Here is a 23,876-nt window from a genome sequence, read left to right as displayed (position 1 = left end):
CGAAAAGTGGGAACCGGTTTTCGGATAACCCGATGCGAAAGAAAAAGCATCGGCCGAAAAGTGGGAACCGGGTTTCTTTTCAATGCAGCCGATGCTTGGGAGAGCTTTGTTCAGCCGAGTTCCTCGACAGCTTTCAGCACGGCTTCGGCGTGGCCGGGCACTTTCACCTTTGGCCAGATGGCGGCAATTTTACCATCGCGGTCGATCAGGTAGGTGGTGCGCTCGACACCCATATAGGTTTTGCCATACATGCTTTTCTCCTTCCACACCTGATAGGCCTCAAGGGTGGTTTTTTCTTCATCGGAGCCAAGGATGATGGAAAGATTGTGCTTTGCCACAAATTTATCATGGCTCTTGACAGAGTCGGGCGAGATGCCAATCACCACGGCATTGGCTTTTTCAAAGGCATCGGCAAGCGCGGTAAAGGCCGTTGCCTCAACGGTGCAGCCGCTCGTGTTGTCTTTTGGGTAGAAATAAACCACCACGGGTTTACCTCGAAAAGATGAGAGCGCCACAGTGCCGCCGCCATCGCGGGGTAACATAAAGTCTGGAGCAATCTGTCCAATCGCCAAATCGGCCATGCCGATACCTTTCTTTTGTCGGTTTCTGGAAATACAGGTTGCTTCAAGATATAGAGGGCATGGCAATGGCGTCCAGCGACGTCCATGCGATTCTGTGGAATTTTCAGGAGATACGGACGAGGCATGGGGGAAATCCGGGGCGAGAAGGTCCATTTTCGTAAACGCGATATTGTGTCCCTGGAGTCTATGCCATCCGCGCAGGCTGAAGACAGCCTTGTTGTGCACTGCCCACCTCGTTTTGGTTTTACGCGCAAGTTTTACCGGTTCATTTTGTGGATCTTTGTGATTGCTGCCCTCTCGATTGGCGCGGTGAGTGCAGCGATCGAAACCGGTACTCTGGATCAGGCGTTGTCAACGCTTGCCCGTACCCAGCTTCAAGCGTCTCTTGGTGATCGCTTTAACGCCGAAATTGGCAAAACATCGATCCGCTTTTCCAAACGATGGCGGTTGGCGGTGGCAGCCAAGAATTTGCGGCTCCGCGACCCGGCATCAGGAGAGCTTGTGGCGGAAACGGGCGTGGTCAAACTGGTGATAAGCCCGCTGCAAATCCTGATTGGGCGTATATCCGTTTCGGAGATCGAGGCTGACAATATTCATTTTGATCGGTCCCCCTTTGTGGGCAAGGGTAATTTCAGCCTTGCCAATTTTCGGATTGATCAATTTCCAGAGCTTTTGGAAAACCTGTTTCTCAATGTCGATGACGTGCGCGGCTTCATTGCGCGCGGTGGTTTGGATCGGCTACGCATCGGTGGTATCTCCCTCACCGCCAGAGACAATATCGACCGTGCAGTCGCCGTCTCTATCGATGATCTGGTCATGACCCGGCGCAAAGGCGATGCGTTGGCTATTCAAGGCCAGGTTTCCATTGATGGCAAGGTGAGCCACATTTCAGCCGAAGCCCAGTCTGACAAGGGCCGTGCGGTCGCTTTGACCGCCACCATGAGCAACCTTGTGGCAACGCCTTTTACCATGAAGTTTTTGCCCGACGGTTCGCGCCGTGAAGGTGCAGATACCAAGGTTAATGTTGATCTCGTTGCGCGCCGAGCAGCGCCAGACAGCAAACCCGCACTGGAAATGCGGATGCGAACAGCCGATGGTACGATCTACGTGGATGGCGAGGAGCAGCATCTGACGCAGGCCGATATCAATGTTGCCTATGATTTTGATCGGCTGACGGCGGAAATTCGTCGCTCAACTTTCGATTTTGGCCCTTTGCATGTACCCTTCAATGGCGGGTTTGTGGATCTTGATCGGCTCAAGCGTGATCCGGGTGATACGGCAGCCGGAATTGGCATTGATTTGCTGATTGATCAAGGAACGGCATCGGTCCCTGCCGCAGGCGAAGATAGTTTTCCTTTTTCGATTAAGGCTTTTGGTCGGTTTGTTCCATCGACACGTGATCTTAGTTTCAGTGAGTTGACGGTTTCAACTCCCAATGGAATGATGCATTCCACATTGAATGTGCGCTTTGGCGATAAATCGCCCGAAATCCGTTTTAGCGGCAAGCTGGAGGAAATGAGGACCGGCTTTGTCAAGCAACTATGGCCTTACTGGATGGCAGCCAAGCCGCGCGTGTGGGTGTTGGCCAATTTGTTTGGCGGCACCATCAGCAATGCGTCGATTGATGTGTTTATTCCGGCTGGCCGAATGACATTTATTCCCACCCCATTGCTGCTGGGACCGGACGAGTTGCGGATAAAGTTTGATATTGCCAATGCGCGGATGAGCACGACGGGCAATATTCCGCCAATCCGCGATATGGTCGGCCATTTTGATCTCGAAGGCCCAAAGCTTCAGGTGGCGATTGATAGCGGCACATCCTATTTCGCCTCCGGACGCAAGGTGAGTGTGGATCGAGGGACGTTCACGATTGATGATGTCTATCTCAAACCACTGATGGCCAAAATTGATCTATCGCTCAGTGGTGCGGCGGATGCCGTGGCAGAACTTTCGACCTTCAAGCCCATAGAGGGTTTGCAGAGGACCGATTTTGTGCCCGATGATTTCAAAGGTGATATCAAGGCGCATGTGGAGTTCTTCGGCGGTCTGCTGGACGAGCAGGATCCGCCACCGCCGGTTTGGCACGCTGATCTGCAATTGAAGAACGTTGATTTGACGCGCCCTTATCAGGAGCGAAAAATAACCGGTTTTACCGGCGGTCTGGCGATTGATGATAAAAATGCAGTGTTGGATGGCACGGGGGATATTGATGGCATTCCCATGCAGATCAATCTCACCCAGCCGATTGAGCGCAATTCCAAACGACCGCCGTCGTGGAGTGTCGAAGGGACGTTGAGCGACTCGCAGCGCGATAAACTGGTGCCCGATTTGAAAGGGCTGATCGATGGGCCAATTGATCTTGAACTGTCTCGTCTTGATGAGCAGAGGCAGATGGTCAAGGCAGACCTGGGCAAAGCCACTGTGAACGTGCCATGGCTCGGCTGGAGCAAGGGGCCAGGCATTTCGGCAAAACTATCCCTGGAGCTGACCACCAAGGGCTCTTTGAACACGCTTGATAAACTCAATTTCTCCGGTGACGGCTTTGGTGTGCAGGGCAAAATGCTTGTCTCCAAGACCGGCGTTGTCTCTGCCGACTTTGATCGTGTCAAACTCGCAAGTCAGGATGATTTCAGCGTCAGTTTGCGCACCAACAAGGGCGTCACCTCGGTCAAGGTGGATGGCGCGGCATTGGATGCGCGCTCATTGTTCAAGAAGCTGAAGTCCGGCAGTGGTGGCGATTCTTCATCATCAGACAAGAGCGCGGACAAGCTCAACCTTGACCTCAGTGTTGGCCTGGACAAGGTCGTGGGCTTCAATAATGAAAGTCTCGGCGGGGTGAAACTGCGTTACGGCGCACGGGACGGCGGGTTGATCCTGCTGAACATGAGCGGTGTCACCAGCAGTGGTCAGGCTATTGTGGTGCAATCGGGCAAGGATGGACGCTCTGATCAGATATCCGTCATTACCAGTGATGCGGGTGACTTGGCGCGTCTGGTGGATCTTTACAACCATATGCGCGGCGGTATGCTGGATTTGCGCATTCGTGGCGATATCCCCAAGAACTGGACAGGCAGCCTCGATCTGCGCAACTTCAGAGTGGAGAATGAGGAAAAGCTGCAAAAGATCGTCACCACACCAACGCCGAATGATGGACGAAGCCTCAATAGCGCCGTGAAGCAAAATATTGATGTGAGCAGCGAAAAATTTCAGCGCGCTTTTGCCCGCCTGATTTACAAAAACGGCGTGTTGTCGACCGAAAACGGTGTTGTACGCGGTGAGCAGGTTGGGGCTTCTTTTCAGGGTGTGATCAAGGATGCGCGCGGCAATATGGAAATGACCGGCACCTTCATGCCTGCCTATGGCTTGAACCGCCTGTTTGCCGAGGTGCCAATCATTGGGTTCATTCTTGGCAATGGCCGTGATCGCGGCCTGCTCGGAATCACCTTCAAACTGACTGGGGCAACGGAGTCACCCCATCTCGCCGTTAATCCACTTTCAATTATCGCGCCGGGCGTTTTCCGACAGATATTTGAGTTCTAAGCATCGGCCGAAAAGTGGGAACCGGTTTTCGGGCAACCGATGCGTAAGAAAAAGCATCGGCCGAAAAGTGGGAACCGGTTTTCGGGCAACCGATGCGTGAGAAAAACCATCGGCCGAAAAGTGGAAGCCGGTTTTCTCGGGTAAACTCTATTGCTGCGGCTGTGGGCCTTCCAGAGCGGGATGTTTGAGATCCAGGCTTTTACTGGCGGTGGGGAAAAACGTAGGCCCGACCTGACGTATATGAGCGCTATCGGGATTATAAACACGAAGCGGCGCGTTATCCTTGTCCGCTTTATCTTTGTCCGCTTGCGGCTGTTGCAAGGGTGGCGAGGCAATGTCTTTGGGCTTTTCAGCCGGGATGGTTCGGATGTTGATCACCGATGATGATTCAGCGCGCGGCGCGGATATGGGTGTTGTTGCCATGTCGTTGCAGCCACACTGGCCCGGTTTTCCCGGCGGTCGATTGCGATAGGCAAATGCATTGGGCATGTCCCGATAGGGCTGGCCGGTGATGGTCGAAACCATGTCGTCGGCTTCCTGATTCAGCTGAGAATAATAAAGCTCCGTTTGGGCACCGGGGCACATGCGTTGGCATTGCGCAGCGTCACGGCCGAAATCCGCCGGTGGCGTGCTGGGCGATATGGGGAAAAAAGCACCGTCACAGGTCCGAACGCACAGTGTTCGATAACCGCTTTGACCATAGGGTTGAACAAACTCGCCTCGTAACATCCCGGAAGGGGGTGTGGCCGGGCCTGAATATTCCGGATAGACCGGAGCCTCAAACGGCCTTGGCTCCTCTGCGGCGTCGGCTGTGCTTTCTGGCGGCTGCGATCTTTCCGTGGCGCAGGCATTGGCTTGCAGGGCGGCCTGCAATTCTTTTCTGCGCGGATTAATGCCACCCTTGCTGTTGGCAGCCTCTCTTTGTCGCGATAGTTGCTGCTTGTTTGCCTGCATGGCATCAAGGGTCGCCTGCATGTCCTGACAAATATCATGGCCAGACGCATCCAGCACGCTGACACTGGACGAACAACCGGCACTTTGCATGTTTTGCTGGATTTTGCGAATTTCAAAGCTCTGCCGGGTTACTGCACCGGCAAAAAGCCGGGCATCTGCCATGCTGCCAATGGTGATTGGCGTTTGCGCAAGCTCCGCCTTCAGCGCCTCGCAGGTCTCGTTTGCCTGCGCCAGCGCTCCAAGGTTCATTGCCATCGAGCCAATGCTCGATGCGATCATCAATTTGGCCCAAGTGCGCATACACATCCAAATGGCAGTTTTACGGTGAATATCCATCACCGCTGTGGGATCTATAAAATGCACGGCGTTCTTGTCGGTCGCAAACGATTCCTATTCAGGCAATGTTGCAATAGCTGTTTTGCCGCATAGGGCAGGGCGATGCAACCATGAACCCTCTATGATCTTTAGTATATCAAAAAACAGATATGTAAAAAGCCGATCCTCTATGCAGGCGCGGCCACAGTGCCATGGTTTTTCAACCCACAGCACTGAGGCAGTTTGGAGCAGCGGCAATCGCTCACGCAGCCCTTGCCTGTTCGAGCGACATTGGGGCTGGCAGCAGATTGCCGGAAATGGTGGCAACCTGCTTCATGCGATCAAGGAGATCCTGGTTGACCTCCCAGGCGATGGCAACAGCATGGACGCTGCCGATTTTATGGGGCGCGCCAATGCGCTCGCCGGGGCAACCCATGCGCCGGAACATGCGCTCCAAAAACACATCGGTCACCGTGACGATATGGCTGAGATTGGATGCAAGGCCAAGCTCGCCAACGCCACACATCAGCTCTGCCGCGGCAACGCTGACCTGATTGGAAGAGCGGTCGAGCGAAATTTCGGGATCAATACAAAACCGGCTGGATTCCCAAATCGATGCACTGCGAATCTCAGGTTGCCTATCGAGCAAAACAGGAAATGTATCATCCAGCATGTTCGGGCCAAGGGTCGGCAGAAGCCGCAAGGCACCCCGCAAGCGACCGGTGGCATCATCATAGGACATGACATAGATCGGGTTTGCATCGTCATAATGATCCATCTCAAAATCGCCCTGCACGAGCACATCCCACTTCAGCAGATCATGAAACACCTTTTTGCGCAGCCGAAACATGTCGGCCAGCGCCGCTTGTTGGGTTTGTTTATGCTTACCATTCAAAATCTTTATCATGCTCAACTCCTTGTCTTGGGACGAGTTGAGCTTGCAAAAAATACAGATTAAATGAAACTGACGGTAGAGACAGTTTATTTCTATGCAATTATAGGGTAATGGTTTTGGGTTGTGCTTTTTACTGTGTTTGAACCTGTGTGCGGCGGTCTGTATGCTTCAAACGGGTGTCAGTCTTTTAGTAAAACTCTAAAGGAAAAGCGTAATTTTTCAATCACTCACGTAGATCCGGTGGTATCAATCCCTGCCACACGGCCTTTGCCACGGCTTGCGTGTTTGAAACCGCATCGAGCTTCAGGCGGGCATTGGCCATGAAGTAGCGCACTGTGCGCTCAGATATGCCGAGGATAATCGATGTCTCCCAATAGCTCTTGCCGGCGGCTGTCCAGCGAAGGGTCTCCTGTTCACGCTGCGTCAGTTTTCTTGCCGGATCACGCCCGTCATGATCGAGGGTTTTGATCAGTGCTGCATGATATTTTCCAGCCAGCTTATGAATATCGCGGTCAAAATTGCGCCGAAAATCCCGCCATTCCTCCAAGGGTAAATCATGGGCAATAGCAAAAATGGCTCCCCTTCCATCGTGTGACAGCAGGGGATAGCTGACTGCGCGGGCGGGCAGATTGAGATCGCGCAATTTATTGCGCAGAACCATGCAGTCCTTATCGCGCTGCGGCAGGTCTTCCATATCAACAGGCTCAATAGCCCGGATGAGCTGCGCCAGAACATTGCTTAATATCGGTTGCCCGAGAAGTGTGACAGAGTTTTCCGCCGAGGAGCCAAAGCTGTGGTAGTGGCGATGAACAAAAAGCCCGGATGTGGAATAAGCGGCATCAACATAAAGACAGCCCGAAAGGCCGTAGCTCTCTTGCAGCCGATTTAGAAAATTGACAGGCGTGATGGGCTGGGATGTGTCGAGCCAATCCAGTAAATCGAAATAGACATCATTGTTAAGCATTCAAACCCCACTCATTTATGGGGTTATTTTCTACCATTCGGTCAAAATGTCTATGGCTCAACCAGAGCTGTACTGTGCAATTATGAAGGCAAAAACCAAGTTCCTGCAAGGATATTTTTGAGTTTTATTCAAAATTTTCAAATACTTGTGCGTATTTATTCACGCGTGAAAAAATGTGAAACATTGTCACATTCAATCTGACGTGTCCCAATCAAAAAAATGCCCCGGAGCATTTCGGATCCGGGGCATGTTCAAAGATCAAGTGACAGGTCAGTCGAACTGGTTGGCTTCCACCACGGCCAGTGCTGCCATGTTGACAACGCCACGCGATGTTACGGACGTTGAGAGCACATGGGCGGGCAAGGCTGCGCCAAGCAGGATTGGCCCAACATGCAAGGCGTCGGTGAAGGAACGTACAATCCCCAACGAAATATTGGCCGAGTCGAGGTTCGGGAACACCAACAGGTTGGCCTCGCCAGTCAAGGTCGAGTTGGGCATGGCGCGGCGGCGCAGTGTTTCCGAAAGAGCAGAACCACCTTGCATTTCGCCATCCACTTCGAGTTCTGGTGCCTCGCGTTTCAGAATTTCCAGAGCTGCGCGCATTTTGCGTGCACTTTCCGAATTGCGCGAGCCAAAGTTGGAGTGCGACAGCAGGGCGGCTTTCGGTACAATACCAAAACGCCGGATGGTTTCCGCAGCCAGAATTGTCATTTCGGCAATTTCTTCAGCCGGTGGATTTTCCGTCACGAACGTGTCCGTCATGAAAATGGTGCCACGCTGCGAAATCAGCAAGCTGAGACCGGAAAAATCACGGATGCCTGGCTTTTTGCCGAGGATATGGCCAACATCGCGCACGTGCTTGTCAAAGCGGCCTTCAACGCCGCAGATCAGGGCATCTGCTTCGCCACGGCGAACAGAGAGTGCTCCAATCACCGTTGTGTTGGTTCTGACGATCGTGCGGGCTGCCTCCATGTTGATGCCAGCGCGGCCAACGATGGAGAAATACTCATCAACATAGTCACGATAGCGCGGATCGTCCTCTGGATTGATAATCGCGAAATCCGTGTTCGGGCGGATACGAAGTCCGAAACGCTGCAAGCGTGCTTCGACAATATGGGGACGGCCAATCAGGATGGGTTCGCCAATGCCGTCTTCCAGCAACACCTGGGCTGCGCGCAGCACGCGCTCGTCTTCGCCTTCGGCAAAGATAACCCGCTTTTTCGCAGCCGTCTTGGCGGTGGCAAAAATTGGCTTCATGATAAAGCCGGAGCGGAAGACGAACCTGCTCAATTTTTCCAGATAAGCGTCGTAATCGGCAATCGGACGACGGGCAACACCGGTCTCTTCAGCAGCCTTGGCAACAGCTGGAGCAATACGCAGAATAAGGCGCGGATCAAACGGCGATGGAATGAGATATTCCGCGCCAAAGGTTGGCGTGTCACCGGTATAGGCCTTGGCAGCCACTTCAGACACTTCTTCACGGGCAAGAGCGGCAATGGCCTTGACGGCGGCCATTTTCATTTCTTCGTTGATGGTGGTTGCGCCGCAATCCAGCGCGCCACGGAAGATGTAGGGGAAGCACAGAACGTTATTGACCTGATTGGGATAATCAGAACGGCCCGTGCAAATCATGGCATCGGGGCGGGCAGAGCGCGCTTCCTCCGGCATGATTTCAGGCTTGGGATTGGCCAGAGCCATGATCAGCGGGTTTGGTGCCATTTGCACCAGAAGTTCCTGCTTCAGCACGCCAGCGGCAGACAGGCCGAGGAACACATCGGCACCGCCAATGCTTTCTGCCAGAACGCGCTTGTCGCTGTCCTGCGCGTAGATCTCTTTCCAGGGATCCATCAACTCATTGCGGCCCTTGTAAACCAGACCTTCGATGTCATGCACCCAGATGTTTTCGCGCTTGACGCCAAGCGACACCAGAAGGTTAAGACAGGCAAGGGCGGCCGCACCGGCACCTGAGGTGACGACTTTAACGTCAGCGACGGATTTTCCGGCCAGCTCCAATCCGTTCAAAATCGCGGCAGCAACAATAATGGCGGTGCCGTGCTGATCGTCGTGGAAGACGGGGATATTCATGCGCTCGCGCAATTGCTGTTCAATTTCAAAGCATTCCGGTGCTTTGATGTCTTCGAGGTTGATGCCACCGAAGGTTGGCTCAAGGGCCGCCACGGTAGACACCATGCCATCGACAGTCAGCGCATCGACCTCGATGTCGAACACATCGATGTCGGCAAATTTCTTGAACAGAACTGCTTTGCCTTCCATCACCGGCTTGGAGGCGAGAGGGCCGATATTGCCCAGACCAAGCACGGCAGTGCCGTTGGATATGACAGCGACGAGATTGGCGCGGGCTGTGTAATCATCAGCGGCCTGCGGGTTTTCCTTGATCGCCAGACATGGAGCAGCAACCCCCGGAGAATAGGCAAGCGCCAGGTCGCGCTGGTTGCCAAGCGGCTTGGTTGCCTGAATTTCCAACTTACCCGGACGCGGGTGGAGATGGTAAAACAGGGCCTGTTCATCCAGATCACCAGAGGTGGGCGATGTCTTTGTCTTGTCGTCAGTCATATTGTTCGCCGGTTCATCGTTCATTGATAGACCCCCTAAATACAACAAAACGGCGTGCGGACCAGAAGATATTTCTCTGGCGGTGGCAGAATGGTGCGCTTCTTTGGCGCGCAGAGCGATATTGCCCCCGGCATTTCGCGGGTTAGCGTTAAAAAAATATGATGGCCCTGCCGCTCTTCGCTGCTATTATGTGTGCAAAACGACACCGCCAAAGTGCGTGTCATCTTCCTGATACACGAGTCTGTTTTTGAAAAGGCAGAGAAGTCGACCGTAAAAGGATCATCCTCGTGAGCATCGAAACCGAAACGCGGCATGTGAGAACCCTCTTCATTTCGGATGTGCATCTTGGCTCAAAGGCTGCGAAGACAGACTTTCTGCTAGACTTTTTACGCTATTATGAAGCCGAAACAATTATTCTGGTCGGCGATATTGTTGATGGCTGGCGTCTTAAGCGTAGCTGGTATTGGCCGCAGGGCTGCAATGATGTTGTGCAAAAGCTGTTGCGCAAAGCCCGCAAGGGAACCCGGATCATCTATATTCCCGGCAATCATGATGAATTTCTGCGTGATTTTCCCGGCATGCACTTCGGCGGCATCGAAGTGGCGGACCGGATGATTTTCGAAACTGCGGATAACAAGCGCTATCTCGTGTTGCATGGCGATCAGTTTGATGTGGTGGTGCGCAATGCCCGGCTTTTGGCCTATCTGGGCGATTGGGCCTATGATATGGCAATCGCCATCAACGTCGTGCTCTCTGCCGTGCGTCGTCGTCTGGGGTTGCGCTACTGGTCCTTTTCAGCCTGGGCCAAGTTGCAGGTCAAGCACGCAGTTAATTTCATTGGTGAGTTTCAGAAAGTTGTGGCGGAAGAAGCGCGCCGCAATGATGTGGATGGCGTCATCTGCGGCCATATTCACCATGCGGTGATGGAGAACGTTGATGGTATTCACTACATTAACACCGGCGATTGGGTGGAGAGCTGCACGGCTGTTGTTGAGAATTTCGATGGCAGTTTCGAGCTGATTGAATGGGGCAAGCGCTATGGAGCCGCAACGGAGCCGCGCTTGCTCGCGCCGATGGAACCGATTCGCGGCTTTTCCGCAGATGGAGCGCTTGCCGCTGAGCGGCAAAGCGCCTGATAGACAGGCGTTCGGTGGCTTTCGACTACAAAAGCCTGTGAATTGAAGTGTTGAGAGCTCTCAGACAACACTTTTCACGATGCTAATGGCTGGCATTGTGTGGCAGGCAGGCTATAGTCGCCGGAACACGACCGATAGGCGGTCGGGGTTGGTCGAGAAGATAAGACCCTGAAAAGTTGTAAATTTTGAGTTCCGGTTCAATGGACAATGCAGCGATTGACGTCGAGCAGTTTGAAGGTGGTGCCGCGCAAAGGCTCCGCCTTTCTGGTGTTTGGCGCAACACGACCATAGATGCTGTTCTGGGTCAGTTGAATGATCTGCGAAGTGATTCCCATACACGTGTCGAAATTGATATTTCGGGCGTTTCCAAGCTCGACACGTCCGGGGCCTGGCTTATCCGCCGTATGCAGTTGGCTGCTGCCGAGCATGGCGATGCGAAAGTGGTCGGCGGCAGCGAAGTGATGCGCGAGCTGATCGCAGCATTGCCCGAACAGCCTGAAGTGCCGCCGCCAAACCTTTCCAACCGCTCACCTGTACAGCTTGTTCTTGATCCGATTGGACGATTTGTCATCGATATCTGGCATGATGTTGTGGCGATGAGCTATGTTTTGGGCTCGGCGGTGCGGGGCGCGCAATCCAAGGAAAAGCGCGGACGCAGCGCGTCAATTGCCTCTGTTGTCAACCAGATGGACCACATGGGCGTGCGCGCCGTGCCGATTATTTTGCTGATGTCCTTTCTGATCGGCGCGATTATTGCCCAGCAGGGAGCGTTTCAGTTGCGCTATTTTGGCGCTGAAGTTTTTGTGGTCGATCTCGTCGGCATTCTGCAATTGCGCGAAATCGGCGTTTTGCTGACCGCCATCATGGTGGCAGGTCGCTCTGGCAGCGCCATCACCGCAGAAATCGGCTCCATGAAAATGCGCGAAGAGGTGGATGCGCTCAAGGTGATCGGCCTCAACCCTATCGGCGTGCTGGTTTTGCCGCGCATTATTGCCTTGGTGATTGCGCTGCCGCTTTTGACCGTGATTGCCAATTTTGCTGCACTTTACGGTGCCGCTGTTGTCACCTGGGCCTATTCTGGCATTACATTTCAGGTGTTTTTGTCGCGCCTGCATGATGCGGTGGATTATACGACGCTGGCAGCAGGTCTGATCAAGGCTCCTTTCATGGCGATTGTCATCAGCATTGTGGCCGCCGTTGAGGGGATGAAGGTGGGCGGCAGCGCCGAGTCACTCGGGCACCACGTTACGGCATCGGTGGTGAAATCGATTTTCGTTGTCATCCTGATGGACGGGCTTTTTGCCATGTTCTACGCCGCGATCAATTTTTAGGGGGCGGCGTGGAAGAGAAGAGCGCAAAAAGCAGCAATCAAGACCGCGAGAAAGTCCTCTCGGTACGCGGCCTCACGGTTGGTTTCGGTGACAAGCTGGTGCTGGACAATCTTGATCTCGACGTGTTTCGTGGCGAGATTCTCGGCTTCGTGGGCGCGTCCGGTGCCGGCAAGTCGGTGTTGATGCGCACGGTTTTGCGCTTGTTGCCGCGGCGCGCTGGCAAGATCGAAATTCTCAATACCGATTATGATAGTTGCAGTGTGTCCGAGCGCGCCAATCTCGATACACGTCTGGGCGTGCTTTTTCAGCAAGGCGCTTTGTTTTCCTCACTGACGGTGAAAGAAAATATTCAGCTGCCGATGCGGGAATATTTGAAGCTGCCCAAGTGGCTTATGGATGAACTGGCCTATCTTAAAATCGAGATGGTTGGTTTGCCTGCCGACGCGGGTGACAAATATCCGTCCGAGTTGTCCGGCGGTATGATCAAAAGAGCGGCCCTTGCGCGTGCGCTGGCGCTGGACCCTGATCTCGTCTTTCTGGATGAGCCAACCTCTGGGCTTGACCCAATCGGGGCTGCGGAGTTTGATGAACTGATTGCCCGGCTGCGCGATACTTTGGGGTTGACCGTCTATATGGTGACACATGACCTTGATAGCCTGTTTTCGGTTTGCGACCGAATTGCGGTGCTTGGGCAAAAGCGTGTGGCGGTCGAAGGAACCCTGGCAGATATGCTGACCTGTGACGAAGCTTGGGTTAAGTCCTATTTCAGAGGAAAAAGGGCGCGCTCTATTCCTAAACAGCAGGAGGTTCGCGCCTCACTGGCCGATTGATTGAGATCTCATGGAAACCAAAGCAAATTACTCCATTGTCGGCTTTTTCACGGTTCTTGTGATCATTGCGACGTTTGGCTTCATCTACTGGATGGCGGAATATGGTCGCGGCGGGCCGATGGCACCTCTGACGATTCGCATTCCCGGTTCCGCCAATGGCTTGAGCGTCGGCTCGCCTGTGCGCTTCAATGGCATCCAGATCGGCTCTGTGCTGAGTTTGAGCATTGATCACGATGATCCGGCCTTTTCTGTTGCTGAAACCGAAGTGCAGGAAGACTCTCCCATCCGCACCAATACCAAGGCGGTGCTTGAGATTCAGGGTCTGACGGGAGCCGCCTATGTTGAGCTTGCTGGAGGCGTGGGCGGAGATAGCCTGTTTAAAAAAGCGCAAGAAACCGGCAAACCGGCCATGCTGGTGGCTGACCAATCCAGTGTGACCAATTTGTTGGCCACAGCCGACAAGATCATGCAAAAAGCCGATAAGGCGATTTCTGATATTCAGGGCTTTGCTGCCGATGCGCGCGGACCTTTGACCAATACGCTGCGCAACGCAGAGAAGTTTTCGGATGCCCTGGCCAACAATGCCGATGGCATCGACACCTTTCTCAAGAGTGTGAGCGCACTTTCTGATACGGTAACGGGCCTGTCGGGCAGGCTGGATTCCACCTTGGCGGCGGCGGAAGACCTGTTGAAGGCGGTTGATAAAAACAAGATCGACAAGATTTTGGCCAATGCCCAGACCGTGAGCGGCAATCTGGCCGATGCGTCCAGCAAGTTCGGCCCTGCAATCGATAACGTATCGCAAACGGTCAAGACCTATAATGAGGTTGGCACTAAGGCCAATGCTTCGATCGATAAGGTCAACGCTTTGATTGCCTCGGTGGACAGTCAGAAAGTGGGGCGCATTGTGGATGATGTGTCCGTGGCTGTGGCCGATGCCCGAAAGGCGGCAGCAGATTTCCAATCGGTTAGCGCCAGCGTGAAGGACAGAAAGCCGGATATCGATCAGGCGATCACCGATTTTACCCAGCTTTCCAACCGTTTGAACAATGCTTCGACGCGCGTGGATGGCATTTTGGCCAAGGTTGACGCCCTGCTGGGGTCTGACGATACCAATTCGCTGTCAGCGGAAGCAAAGCGCACGCTTGAATCCATTCGCGCGGTTGCTGATAATTTGAATACCAAAATCGGGCCGATTGCCGATAACCTTTCAAGGTTCTCGTCGACGGGCCTGAACAATATTCAGTCTTTGGTGAATGATACGCGCCAGACCGTGCGAAATCTGGATGACACGATTTCCAATTTCGACAGGAATCCGCAGCGGTTGTTGTTTGGCGGAGATACCGTGAAACAGTATGACGGACGGACAAGACGTTGAACGGCCTTGTGGGGGAAAGGGAACTCATGATGAGTTATTCGAAAGTGTTTCAACGTCCATTCGCTGCCTTGCGAACCGCATGCGCTGTGTCGCTGATGGGGGTTATGCTGGCTGGCTGTGGTGCCGGAACCAACAATGACACCTATGACCTTGCAAGCGTCAGGATCACGCCACCAGCAAAGGCAGCAGCGGCCAAACGTCAGTTGTTGATTGCCAATCCAACCGCCCTGAAGATGCTGGATAGCGACATGGTGGTTGTGCGTGTTTCTGGCACCGAGGTGCAATATCTGGCGAAATCGCAATGGGGCGACAAACTGCCTCTGATGGTGCAATCGAAGCTGGTCGAAGCCTTTGATAGCACAGGCAAGCTTGCAGGCGTTGGCAAGCCGGGGCAGGGCTTGGCGATTGATTATCAATTGATTTCCGATATCAGAACCTTTGAAATCGACACGGATGGTGGCCGCCGCGCCAATGTCTCGATTTCAGTGAAATTGCTGAATGATCGCAATGGCACGGTGGTGTCGCAAAAGGTGTTCTCGGCCACGGTGCCTGTGAGAGGGGATGTCAACCAAGCTATGATCAATGCCCTGTCTCAGGCCTTCGGCAAGGTGACATCAGATATTGTTACCTGGACGCTTGCCACGATTTAACGCCAAAGCCCGGCAATGCCACATCATAGTGTGGCATTGTTTCCCAGTGGTGGTTGATCCAGCACTTGGCGCAGTGTGACAAGACCAGCCTTGACGATATTGCGGTCAGGGCCTTCGCTGAAGCCAGCGCGGATATGGTGGAAGACTTTGGGTGAGCGGGCTGGTTTGAATTCATCTTCATCGTCAATCAGGATACCTGCATCAAACGCGGCCTGCTTGAACGTGCCGGATAGCCAGGGCTCTGGCAGCTTGAGCCAGAAATAGGGTAGCCTCGGGTGAGAGCGCAGCTCAAGACCTGAAAATACCGACCTGACAATCTCTTCGCGTGCCGCGAATTCCGTCATGACTTTTGCTTTGATCTCGTCCGCCGCACCGGAGAGCACCAGCCGCGCAGACAGTTCGGCCAGCAGAAACGGCAGGCCACCACAGACCATTTTTTGCGTGACACGTACACGCTGGCTCATATGTTCAGGGCAAGCCACCCAGCCGCCACGCACTCCGGCCGCAACCGATTTGGACAGGCTGTTGAGCAGAAAAGTTCTGTCGGGTGCCAGTTGTGCCAGCATGGGTATGCCATCTCCAACCAGCCCGCCATAAATATAATCTTCAATCAGCCACACATTGTATTTTCGGGCGATGGCCACAATGTCCTGTCGCCGAGAGAGTGGCAGGCATGACAAGGTGGGGTTTTGCCCGGAGGACATGATAAAGGCTGCCTTGGGGTGTTCGCGCACACAAACGCGCTCAAAATCCTCCGGCAAAATGCCATCACGATCCGAGTCAACCAGCACAATCTGCCGCCCCATCAGTGAGGCGCTGCGCGCAATCTGCGAATAGGTCAGGTGTTCGCAAATGATCCGGTCGCCGGTGCCGCTGATGGCTGCAATTACCGCATTGACACCTGCGTGAACACCCATCTGAGGCACAATATTGACGGGCTCCGGCGACCAGTCGCCGTTGGACAACCACCTGCGCCCCGCCTCCAGCCAGTCGGGCGAGAGGGTTCTGGTGTAAGACGAAATTTCGCCGGGCTTATCGCGGGCGATATCTACCATCAAGCGCCCGACAATATCGGCTTGCCCGACATCAACGGCTGCCGTGGTATCAAAGCGCAATTTTCCCGGTGGGGGAGATAGAGTGCGGGTACCGCCATAGGTGAGCGTAACCGGGTCGCGATGTGTCTGCGTTTCTCCGGTCTCAAGCCCGGATTGAATATAGGTTCCACGGCCCACTTCGCCGGTCACCAACCCGCGCTCACGCAAAAGGGCGTAGGCACGGCTGATTGTCCCTATTGTCACCTTTAAATCATAGGCAAGATCCCGCTGTGGGGGCAATTTTGTTCCCGCTGGCAGAACACCGCTTTTGATGTCGTCCTCGGCTTTGTCCGCAATGCGAATATAGAGCGGTCCTTGCCGGTCCACGAGGTTGGGAAGCCAATGCGTCACCATGACAATTATCCTTATTGTCATTATATCTGTGAGGATTGTATCTATTTTTACGCCGACATCAAGCGATATTGGCGTAAAATGATCCGGTAAGGTGATGAATATGGTGACAATAGATACAATTGAATGTGATTCAGAGTCTGAACATGTCAAACTGACACCAACCCGCGTTCATGGCCGGTTTGCGCGCAAGGGAATTTTCGGGGCGGTCGTGATGTGGTGGATGAAGCGTTCCACCCGCGCGAATCTTGCTGATCTTGATGACGCCTTGCTGAAAGACATTGGCGTTACCCGAGCGGAGGCACGTCAAGAGCTGCAAAAATCAATCTATCTATTTCGCAATCTGTAATCTTGCGCGCCGCGTCTACAGCGGGTCTCAGCCTATGGGGTGCACAAAAAAGGGCGCTGTAACACTTTTAATCGACGGCATAGTTGCTTCAATCGATTCCGATTTCAAGCAATTATGCCGTAAGCCATTGGCCATCATGAAGACAGATTATTGGCAGGACGTGCTGCCAGTCGACCACCGCTTGACATCAGTTGAGATGCGCGACGAAACCGGCTCGCTCATCATGGGGCCAAAGGCTTCCAGTTTTGCAGGATTGCCGCTTGCCATAACCACAAGAAGCGGGCGTATGTCGCTTGAGCCTTTACGCACCAGCAAAATACGCGGCTGACCTGAGAAAGACGTCAACTCGGCATCCATTTTATAGGATTTAAAGGCGGGGTCATTGGATTTGAACCAGCAACTCGATGCGCCCTTCATGACGCGATGAATAACATCATCTGCGCTATTATTGCTTGCGCGCATGGGCGGCTTAGGAGCGCAGGAAGCGAGAGCCGCCAAACCCGCAAGGCAAGCGAAGGTCAGAATTTTGCGCATGACATATCCTGTAGCGAACTTTTTATCGAGCGTTCGGCAGCGTGAAATTTTCTTACCCTTGAGCTTCTATCGTGGCTTGATGATGTCACGATAGAATTTGATGAGGGCAGGGGTCAGGCGGCTGCAATAACATCCAGCGCGGAGGCAAACAGGCCGCGTCCGTCATTGCCGCCATGGGCTGCTTCAATCAGATTTTCTGGATGCGGCATCATGCCCAGCACATTGCCACCGGCGTTGACAATGCCGGCAATATCATTGACCGAGCCGTTTGGATTGGTGCCATCAGCATAGCGAAACACCACTTGGCCATTGTCTTCAATACGCTTCAATGTTTCCGTATCGGCAAAATAATTGCCATCGTGATGGGCGACAGGGCACCGAATGATCTGGCCCTTGGCATAGGCGCGGGAGAAATCGGTCTCGTCGTTGACAACTTCGAGCTTGACTTCGCGGCAGACGAATTTCAGCGACGCATTGCGCATCAAAGCGCCGGGCAGCAAGCCTGCTTCGACCAAAATTTGAAAGCCATTGCAAACGCCCAGAACTTTCACGCCTTGTTCGGCCTTGGCCTTGATGGCCTGCATGACGGGCATGCGGGCGGCAATCGCACCACAGCGCAGATAGTCACCATAGGAGAAGCCACCGGGAATGACGATCAGATCAACGTCAGGAATCTCGGTTTCTGTCTGCCAGACTGTGACGGGCTCGACGCCGGAAATCTTGGTCAGGGCCGCAATCATATCGCGGTCGCGGTTAAGGCCGGGGAGTTGGACAACGGCTGATTTCATGGTGGCGGCTCGAACCTTGTTGTTTGCGTCTGCCTGTCCTCAGGGAGGTGAGGGCGTTTGAAAAAAGATCCAATGCCATCACATTCAGAGGTGATGGCATTTGACCATAAAGATCAGTCGATCGAAATGGCGTAATTTTCGATCACGGTGTTGGTCAGCAGCTTTTCGCACATGGCTTTCAATTGCTCTTCGGCCTGTGCCTTATCGGAGCCATCCAGCACCAGATCAAAAACCTTGCCCTGGCGAACCTGATTGACGCCATCAAAGCCCAGCGCACCGAGCGCGCCTTCAATAGCTTTTCCCTGTGGGTCCAGAACGCCGTTCTTCAAAGTGACGGTGACGCGAGCCTTAATCACGAGTGTGTCTCCAAAACTTACTTGACCAGAACCGGACCAGTGCCGCGAACGGGTTCGTTTTCATTGATGATTCCGAGGCGACGAGCCACTTCCTGATAGGCTTCCAGCAATCCGCCCATATCATCGCGGAAGCGGTCCTTATCCAGCTTTTCGTTGGTCTCTATGTCCCAAAGGCGGCAGCTGTCGGGTGAGATTTCGTCGGCCAGTACAATACGCATCGTGTCTGCATCGTAGAGGCGGCCGCATTCAATCTTGAAATCGACCAGTTGGATGCCAATTCCCAAAAACAGTCCGCTCAGGAAGTCATTGATGCGAATGGCTAGCGCCATAATGTCATCCAGCTCGGCTGGATTGGCCCAACCAAATGCCGTGATATGCTCTTCTGACACAATCGGGTCTTCCAGCGCATCGGACTTATAATAAAATTCAATGATCGAGCGCGGCAACACCACGCCTTCCTCGATGCCAAGGCGCTTTGACAGCGTGCCTGCGGCGACATTGCGAACAACGACCTGGAGCGGAATGATCTCCACTTCCTTGATCAATTGCTCGCGCATGTTGAGGCGGCGAATGAAATGGGTGGGGATGCCGATCTTGTTGAGGTTCGTGTAAATATATTCGCAAATGCGATTATTCAGAACGCCTTTTCCGTCAATGACATCATGTTTTTTCTTGTTGAAGGCAGTCGCGTCATCTTTAAAAAACTGGATCAGCGTGCCCGGCTCAGGACCCTCATACAGGATCTTGGCCTTGCCTTCGTAAATACGGCGGCGACGGTTCATGACGGCATGTCTCTATTGTTGGCGTCGCACGAGGGACGCTCGGTGTCAGTGTTTGGGGCGGTCCATAGCGGAAATTGCTGCTTTTCACAATCCGGCTTGTTCCCCTTTCGTTATTTTCTGCACGCCCGTGAGGGGTGGCTTAAATGTATTCTCGGCAATACCTGCTTTTAAGACTTGTATCACAGCTCATGAAAAGCGCGAAATGATGACCCGAAGAAAGGCATGGATAACTTTTGAAGACCAATGCGAAAAGCGCGCCTGAAAAATCAGAGCGCGCCGAGAAATTTTGCAAACACCATTGTGCCTTCAGGCCATGGACCATGGCCTGACTCTGCATTGATATGTCCCGCTTCTCCGGCATCGATCAAGGTTGCTCCCCAGTCCTTGGCAACCTCGTCTGCGTGCTCGAAGCTGCCAAACGGATCGTTGCGGCTGGCAACCATCAGAGTGGGAAAGGGCAAAGGCATGCGCGGGTAGGGACCAAAGGTCATCAGGTGTTTGGGGCGTATCGTGTCGTTGGCAACGTCTGGCGGCGCAACCAGAAAGGCTCCGGCAACTGGCTTGATAAAATGCGGTGCGGCATGAACAACTGTTGGAACGCCCAATGAGTGCGCGACCAGAACCACCGGCTTTTCAGCGCGGTTGACCTCTTCAATGAGGCGCGCGACCCAATCTTCTTTGACAGGTTTTGACCATTCAGCCTGTTCCACGCGTCTTGCCGAGGAAAGTTTATTTTCCCAACGCGATTGCCAATGATCCGGACCTGAGTTGGTGTATCCGGGTACGATAAGAATTTCTGCTTGTGATGCCTTCATAACGCTTATTTGTAATCGGAATAAGCTTACGTCAACCCATTTGCACTAAAAACATATGCGTTGAATAAGCCGTTTAGTGGTATTTAACAGCGCCGGTATTTCTGTGTGTGATGCTGGTCTGGTAAAAATCCCTAAATTTCGGGGGTCACTTAGGTTTGGCGTCACTTTTCAGTATTCCTACATTAATGCTTTGCCTTTTGGCGGGCTGGGCCATTATTGGCTTGCTCACCTTTGTCAATTGGCGGCGTGAGCCAGAGAGAAACGAGCTGGGCCTGTGGAGCCTTGGTCTTGGCATCGGTGCATTTGGCGTTTTGCTGCTTGGCTTTCGCGGTATTTTGCCGAATGCATGGTCGCTTGGCGTTGGCAATGGCCTTGTTTTCATTGGCGTCGGTTACATTTGGCAGGGATTTCGGGCGTTTGATGCCAAGCGTGTCCATCATTTTCATGTTTTTGCTTTGGCAGGAACGTGGTTCGTCGCTTATTTTGGCTTCCCGCCTTTTGCAAAAGACGTGAATGCACGGATCATTCTGAGTTCGCTGATTTTGTCGTTTGAACTCGGCATGGTAGCGCTGACCGTCAAAAAGGGAAATGACACCGAGCCTCTACCGACACGGCCGGTGTTGTATGTTCTGCTGGCTGTTTATTGTCTGGCAACGCTTTGCCGCATACCGTCATCGATTGTTTTTCCTGTCGAGGAGATCAACGATGTCTCGGTGTCTTTATGGTACGGCCCGATGACGTTCATGCTGAACATTATTTCACTGCTCTGCGGCTTTGGAATATTCTCGCTCAGCCGCGAGCGGCTCTTGTTGCAATATAAGCATGCGTCGGAAACCGATATGCTGACTGGCATTCTCAATCGCCGTGCTTTTGTGGACAGGTTGAAGGGAACAATCGCCCAGGGTGGTCTTCTGATTCTTGCGGACATAGATTATTTCAAGCGCGTCAACGACACATTCGGCCATGGCGGTGGCGATGCGGTGCTTGTTGGCTTTGCGCGGGTGGTGGAGAAGCCGCTGGCGCGTGATATGATTTTCGGTCGCTTCGGTGGTGAGGAATTCGCGCTGTTTCTGCCGGGAAATTGGAGCCAGAGCGGATTTGAATTTTGCGAAAATTTGCGAAAGACGGTCGAAGCCTCCGCATTTCAGTGGCACGACAAAACAATAAAGACGACTGTGAGCATTGGTGCCCATTGCGTACCGCCGCAGTGTAGCGATCTGGAAAGCGCCTTGATGGCGGTGGATCACGCGCTTTATGCTGCCAAGCACAGTGGCCGCAATTGCGTGATTTTGTACGATGATCTGGGAGCGCGGTTTGCTGCAAAAAACCTTGAAGCAGAAGGTCGTGCCGATGCCGGATTTCGCTTCACAGGGATGTTCAGCCCGCAAGCCTGATTGATCATCCGCTCTTGATGTTTTTATCCCTTCGCTTCAGCACCGTGCCAAGGAAAAACCTCTGCACGGTGCTACTCTCTGTGCTCAAACCGGTTTTGAGCTCTGGCATTGCCCTGCGGGCATTTGTCAGGCTTTGGTAGCGGCCTCGATCGCAGCATTGTCTATGGCTGCTGCGCGGCGGAATGCATCTCGGTCGGTCATTCGTGCAACATAATCGGTAAACGCAGGGCGCTTTTCCATGCCACACATGTTCATCTGGAAGGAAAGGTGCGATGCAAGATAGAGATCCGCTGCCGTAAACGATTGACCGGCAATGTAAGGGCCCGCCTTGATGGCACCTTCAATGGTGTCGTGCATCACGCTCACTTCACCATATCCCATCATGCCGCGTTTATCGTCGGGCACCGCGAAACCGCACAGGCTGTTGACAACAGAGGATTCCATTGGGCCAGATACAAAAAAGAGCCAGCGATAATAGGCTCCGCGCTTGCTTGGCGATGGTGCGAGACCCGCCTCTGGAAAGGCGTCGGCCAGATAGGCCAAAATAGCCGGCGTTTCGGTGACCACTGTGCTGCCATGGCGAATGGCTGGGATTTTTCCAAGCGGATTGATGGCCAGAAATTCCGGCGATTTCATCTGGGGTCCATAGGTCAGCCACTCGGTTTGATAGGGCTTGCCAATTTCCTCCAGCATCCAGCGGACAATGCGGCCGCGCGACATGGGATTGGTGTAGAGAATAACATCATCGGACATGGTGATCTCCAGAGTTAAATTATATGTGCTGAATGAGACAAAAAGCCCGGCACTGAGGCCGGGCTTCGTTTGTTGAAAATCAGAGGCTTTAAGCAGCCATTGCCTTCTTCAGGTTCTCGTCAACCTTATCAAGGAAGGCTGTGGTGGAGAGCCATGGCTGATCAGGTCCGATCAGCAGGGCCAGATCCTTGGTCATGAAGCCAGCTTCAACCGTGTCCACGCAAACCTTTTCAAGGGTGAGGGCAAACTTGGCCAAATCAGAGTTGTCGTCCAGCTTGGCGCGGTGGGCAAGGCCACGGGTCCAGGCGAAGATCGATGCGATCGAGTTGGTCGAGGTTTCCTGACCCTTCTGGTGCTGGCGATAGTGACGGGTCACGGTGCCGTGAGCAGCTTCGGCTTCAACGGTGCGGCCATCGGGCGACAGCAGAACAGAGGTCATCAGGCCGAGCGAGCCAAAGCCCTGTGCAACCGTGTCGGACTGCACGTCGCCGTCATAGTTTTTGCAAGCCCAAACGTAGCCACCAGACCACTTCAGCGCAGAAGCCACCATGTCGTCGATCAGGCGGTGCTCATAGGTGATGCCGATTTCTTCAAACTTGGCCTTGAATTCAGCCTGATAGACTTCTTCGAACAGGTCCTTGAAGCGGCCGTCGTAAGCCTTGAGGATGGTGTTCTTGGTGGACAGGTAAACTGGCCACTTACGCATCAGGCCATAGTTCATCGAGGCGCGGGCGAAATCGCGGATCGATTCGTCGAGGTTGTACATGGCCATAGCCACACCAGAAGAAGGCGCGTCGAACACGTCCTTCTCGATCACCTGACCGTCTTCACCAACGAACTTGATGGAGAGCTTGCCCTTGCCGGGGAACTTGAAATCGGTTGCCTTGTACTGGTCGCCGAAAGCGTGACGGCCAACAACGATTGGCTGGGTCCAGCCGGGAACGAGGCGCGGAACGTTCTTGCAGATGATGGGCTCGCGGAAGATAACGCCGCCGAGGATGTTGCGGATGGTGCCGTTCGGGCTCTTCCACATTTCCTTAAGGTTGAATTCCTTCACGCGGGCTTCGTCAGGCGTAATCGTTGCGCACTTGATACCAACGCCGTGCTTCTTGATGGCGTGAGCGGCATCAACGGTCACCTGGTCGTTGGTGGCGTCGCGGTTTTCAACCGAGAGGTCGTAATATTCGATATCCAGATCAAGGTAGGGCAGGATCAGCTTTTCCTTGATGAACTGCCAGATGATGCGGGTCATCTCATCGCCGTCGAGATCGACGACCGGGTTTGCAACCTTGATCTTTTGCATGTGTTTTCCTCATGAATAGTGCGACGGTGAAACGCATCGCAGTCGGTGTTTGTATAAACCGGATTTGCCTATAGCATTCTCAAAGCGCAAGGCAAACAGGAAGCGGTGTTCCGTTTGGGATTTTCGCGCAAGCCGGGTTAAAATCTTTTGCACCCCCCGTAAATCCCGCGGGTTTTGTCGAATGTCTCGCGGTGTCTGCTCTTGCCTTT

The 23,876-nt window shown here is 53.6% G+C and carries 21 protein-coding genes; 8 read left to right on the top strand and 13 right to left on the bottom strand.

Translation table 11 applies throughout. The annotated features are described in order from the left end of the window. Positions 1-110: 110 nt before the first annotated feature. A complete protein-coding gene (gene bcp / locus E6C51_RS05200) occupies positions 111-581 on the bottom strand; it encodes a thioredoxin-dependent thiol peroxidase (protein WP_146929245.1) in 471 nt (156 codons plus the stop codon). A gap of 123 nt (positions 582-704) precedes the next feature. Between bcp and E6C51_RS05195 the strand changes: the two genes are divergently transcribed. Next, complete coding sequence (locus E6C51_RS05195) at positions 705-4,121, top strand: YhdP family protein (RefSeq protein WP_190235268.1); 3,417 nt, start codon at positions 705-707, stop codon at positions 4,119-4,121. A gap of 147 nt (positions 4,122-4,268) precedes the next feature. Here E6C51_RS05195 and E6C51_RS05190 read toward each other — a convergent pair whose 3' ends face one another. The 4 genes from E6C51_RS05190 to E6C51_RS05175 form a co-directional block, all read right to left on the bottom strand. After that, positions 4,269-5,354 (bottom strand): DUF2865 domain-containing protein, encoded by a 1,086-nt coding sequence (locus E6C51_RS05190; protein WP_190235267.1) that lies wholly within the window; start codon positions 5,352-5,354, stop codon positions 4,269-4,271. A 298-nt stretch (positions 5,355-5,652) separates the two neighbouring features. Beyond that, positions 5,653-6,297 carry an acyl-homoserine-lactone synthase gene (locus tag E6C51_RS05185; protein WP_146929255.1) on the bottom strand — a complete coding sequence of 215 codons (645 nt, stop codon included), beginning with the start codon at positions 6,295-6,297 and terminating at the stop codon, positions 5,653-5,655. A gap of 211 nt (positions 6,298-6,508) precedes the next feature. Continuing rightward, positions 6,509-7,249, bottom strand: coding sequence for a helix-turn-helix transcriptional regulator (locus E6C51_RS05180; RefSeq protein ID WP_190235266.1), 741 nt, complete (start codon positions 7,247-7,249; stop codon positions 6,509-6,511). Between the two features lie 270 nt (positions 7,250-7,519). Next, positions 7,520-9,823 carry an NADP-dependent malic enzyme gene (locus tag E6C51_RS05175; RefSeq protein ID WP_146931127.1) on the bottom strand — a complete coding sequence of 768 codons (2,304 nt, stop codon included), beginning with the start codon at positions 9,821-9,823 and terminating at the stop codon, positions 7,520-7,522. Between the two features lie 287 nt (positions 9,824-10,110). Between E6C51_RS05175 and E6C51_RS05170 the strand changes: the two genes are divergently transcribed. The 5 genes from E6C51_RS05170 to E6C51_RS05150 all read left to right on the top strand — a co-directional run bounded on the left by E6C51_RS05170 (position 10,111) and on the right by E6C51_RS05150 (position 15,148). Then, the gene (locus E6C51_RS05170; RefSeq protein WP_190235265.1) at positions 10,111-10,959 is read left to right on the top strand and encodes a UDP-2,3-diacylglucosamine diphosphatase; all 849 of its coding nucleotides are present in this window, start codon (positions 10,111-10,113) and stop codon (positions 10,957-10,959) included. A 200-nt stretch (positions 10,960-11,159) separates the two neighbouring features. After that, positions 11,160-12,290, top strand: a complete 1,131-nt coding sequence (locus tag E6C51_RS05165; RefSeq protein ID WP_190235264.1) for an ABC transporter permease — start codon at positions 11,160-11,162, stop codon at positions 12,288-12,290. A gap of 8 nt (positions 12,291-12,298) precedes the next feature. Further along, complete coding sequence (locus tag E6C51_RS05160) at positions 12,299-13,120, top strand: ABC transporter ATP-binding protein (RefSeq protein WP_146929268.1); 822 nt, start codon at positions 12,299-12,301, stop codon at positions 13,118-13,120. A gap of 10 nt (positions 13,121-13,130) precedes the next feature. Next, the gene (locus E6C51_RS05155) at positions 13,131-14,498 is read left to right on the top strand and encodes an MlaD family protein (protein WP_190235263.1); all 1,368 of its coding nucleotides are present in this window, start codon (positions 13,131-13,133) and stop codon (positions 14,496-14,498) included. Between the two features lie 29 nt (positions 14,499-14,527). Further along, on the top strand, positions 14,528-15,148 hold the full coding sequence (locus E6C51_RS05150; RefSeq protein ID WP_146931130.1) for an ABC-type transport auxiliary lipoprotein family protein: 621 nt from the start codon (positions 14,528-14,530) through the stop codon (positions 15,146-15,148). Positions 15,149-15,171: 23 nt separating this feature from the next. On the opposite strand, the gene E6C51_RS05145 is transcribed toward E6C51_RS05150, so the two are convergent. Next, positions 15,172-16,593 carry an aminotransferase-like domain-containing protein gene (locus tag E6C51_RS05145; protein WP_190235487.1) on the bottom strand — a complete coding sequence of 474 codons (1,422 nt, stop codon included), beginning with the start codon at positions 16,591-16,593 and terminating at the stop codon, positions 15,172-15,174. A 103-nt stretch (positions 16,594-16,696) separates the two neighbouring features. Between E6C51_RS05145 and E6C51_RS05140 the strand changes: the two genes are divergently transcribed. After that, on the top strand, positions 16,697-16,942 hold the full coding sequence (locus E6C51_RS05140) for a DUF1127 domain-containing protein (RefSeq protein ID WP_190235262.1): 246 nt from the start codon (positions 16,697-16,699) through the stop codon (positions 16,940-16,942). 147 nt (positions 16,943-17,089) lie between these two features. On the opposite strand, the gene E6C51_RS05135 is transcribed toward E6C51_RS05140, so the two are convergent. The 5 genes from E6C51_RS05135 to E6C51_RS05115 all read right to left on the bottom strand — a co-directional run bounded on the left by E6C51_RS05135 (position 17,090) and on the right by E6C51_RS05115 (position 20,217). Then, on the bottom strand, positions 17,090-17,404 hold the full coding sequence (locus E6C51_RS05135; RefSeq protein WP_407920777.1) for a hypothetical protein: 315 nt from the start codon (positions 17,402-17,404) through the stop codon (positions 17,090-17,092). 185 nt (positions 17,405-17,589) lie between these two features. Beyond that, complete coding sequence (purQ, locus tag E6C51_RS05130; RefSeq protein ID WP_190235261.1) at positions 17,590-18,264, bottom strand: phosphoribosylformylglycinamidine synthase subunit PurQ; 675 nt, start codon at positions 18,262-18,264, stop codon at positions 17,590-17,592. Positions 18,265-18,377: 113 nt separating this feature from the next. Next, on the bottom strand, positions 18,378-18,620 hold the full coding sequence (gene purS, locus E6C51_RS05125) for a phosphoribosylformylglycinamidine synthase subunit PurS (RefSeq protein WP_190235260.1): 243 nt from the start codon (positions 18,618-18,620) through the stop codon (positions 18,378-18,380). Between the two features lie 17 nt (positions 18,621-18,637). Beyond that, entirely contained in the window at positions 18,638-19,402 is a 765-nt protein-coding gene (purC, locus tag E6C51_RS05120) for a phosphoribosylaminoimidazolesuccinocarboxamide synthase (RefSeq protein WP_190235259.1), read from the bottom strand. 266 nt (positions 19,403-19,668) lie between these two features. Then, positions 19,669-20,217 carry an RBBP9/YdeN family alpha/beta hydrolase gene (locus E6C51_RS05115; protein WP_190235258.1) on the bottom strand — a complete coding sequence of 183 codons (549 nt, stop codon included), beginning with the start codon at positions 20,215-20,217 and terminating at the stop codon, positions 19,669-19,671. Between the two features lie 155 nt (positions 20,218-20,372). On the opposite strand from E6C51_RS05115, the gene E6C51_RS05110 reads away from it, so the two are divergent. Beyond that, the gene (locus E6C51_RS05110; RefSeq protein ID WP_190235257.1) at positions 20,373-21,611 is read left to right on the top strand and encodes a GGDEF domain-containing protein; all 1,239 of its coding nucleotides are present in this window, start codon (positions 20,373-20,375) and stop codon (positions 21,609-21,611) included. 126 nt (positions 21,612-21,737) lie between these two features. Here E6C51_RS05110 and E6C51_RS05105 read toward each other — a convergent pair whose 3' ends face one another. Both E6C51_RS05105 and E6C51_RS05100 read right to left on the bottom strand, forming a co-directional pair. Continuing rightward, positions 21,738-22,364: a glutathione S-transferase family protein gene (locus E6C51_RS05105; protein ID WP_190235256.1), complete on the bottom strand. Its 627-nt coding sequence runs from the start codon at positions 22,362-22,364 to the stop codon at positions 21,738-21,740. Positions 22,365-22,452: 88 nt separating this feature from the next. Beyond that, complete coding sequence (locus E6C51_RS05100; protein WP_146929302.1) at positions 22,453-23,667, bottom strand: NADP-dependent isocitrate dehydrogenase; 1,215 nt, start codon at positions 23,665-23,667, stop codon at positions 22,453-22,455. Positions 23,668-23,876: the final 209 nt, after the last annotated feature.

It is taken from the genome of Gillisella terrae (genome assembly GCF_004801395.1).
GTDB classification, from domain to species: Bacteria; Pseudomonadota; Alphaproteobacteria; order Rhizobiales; family Rhizobiaceae; genus Allorhizobium; species Allorhizobium terrae.
This window is presented reverse-complemented; position numbering and strand designations above follow the sequence as displayed.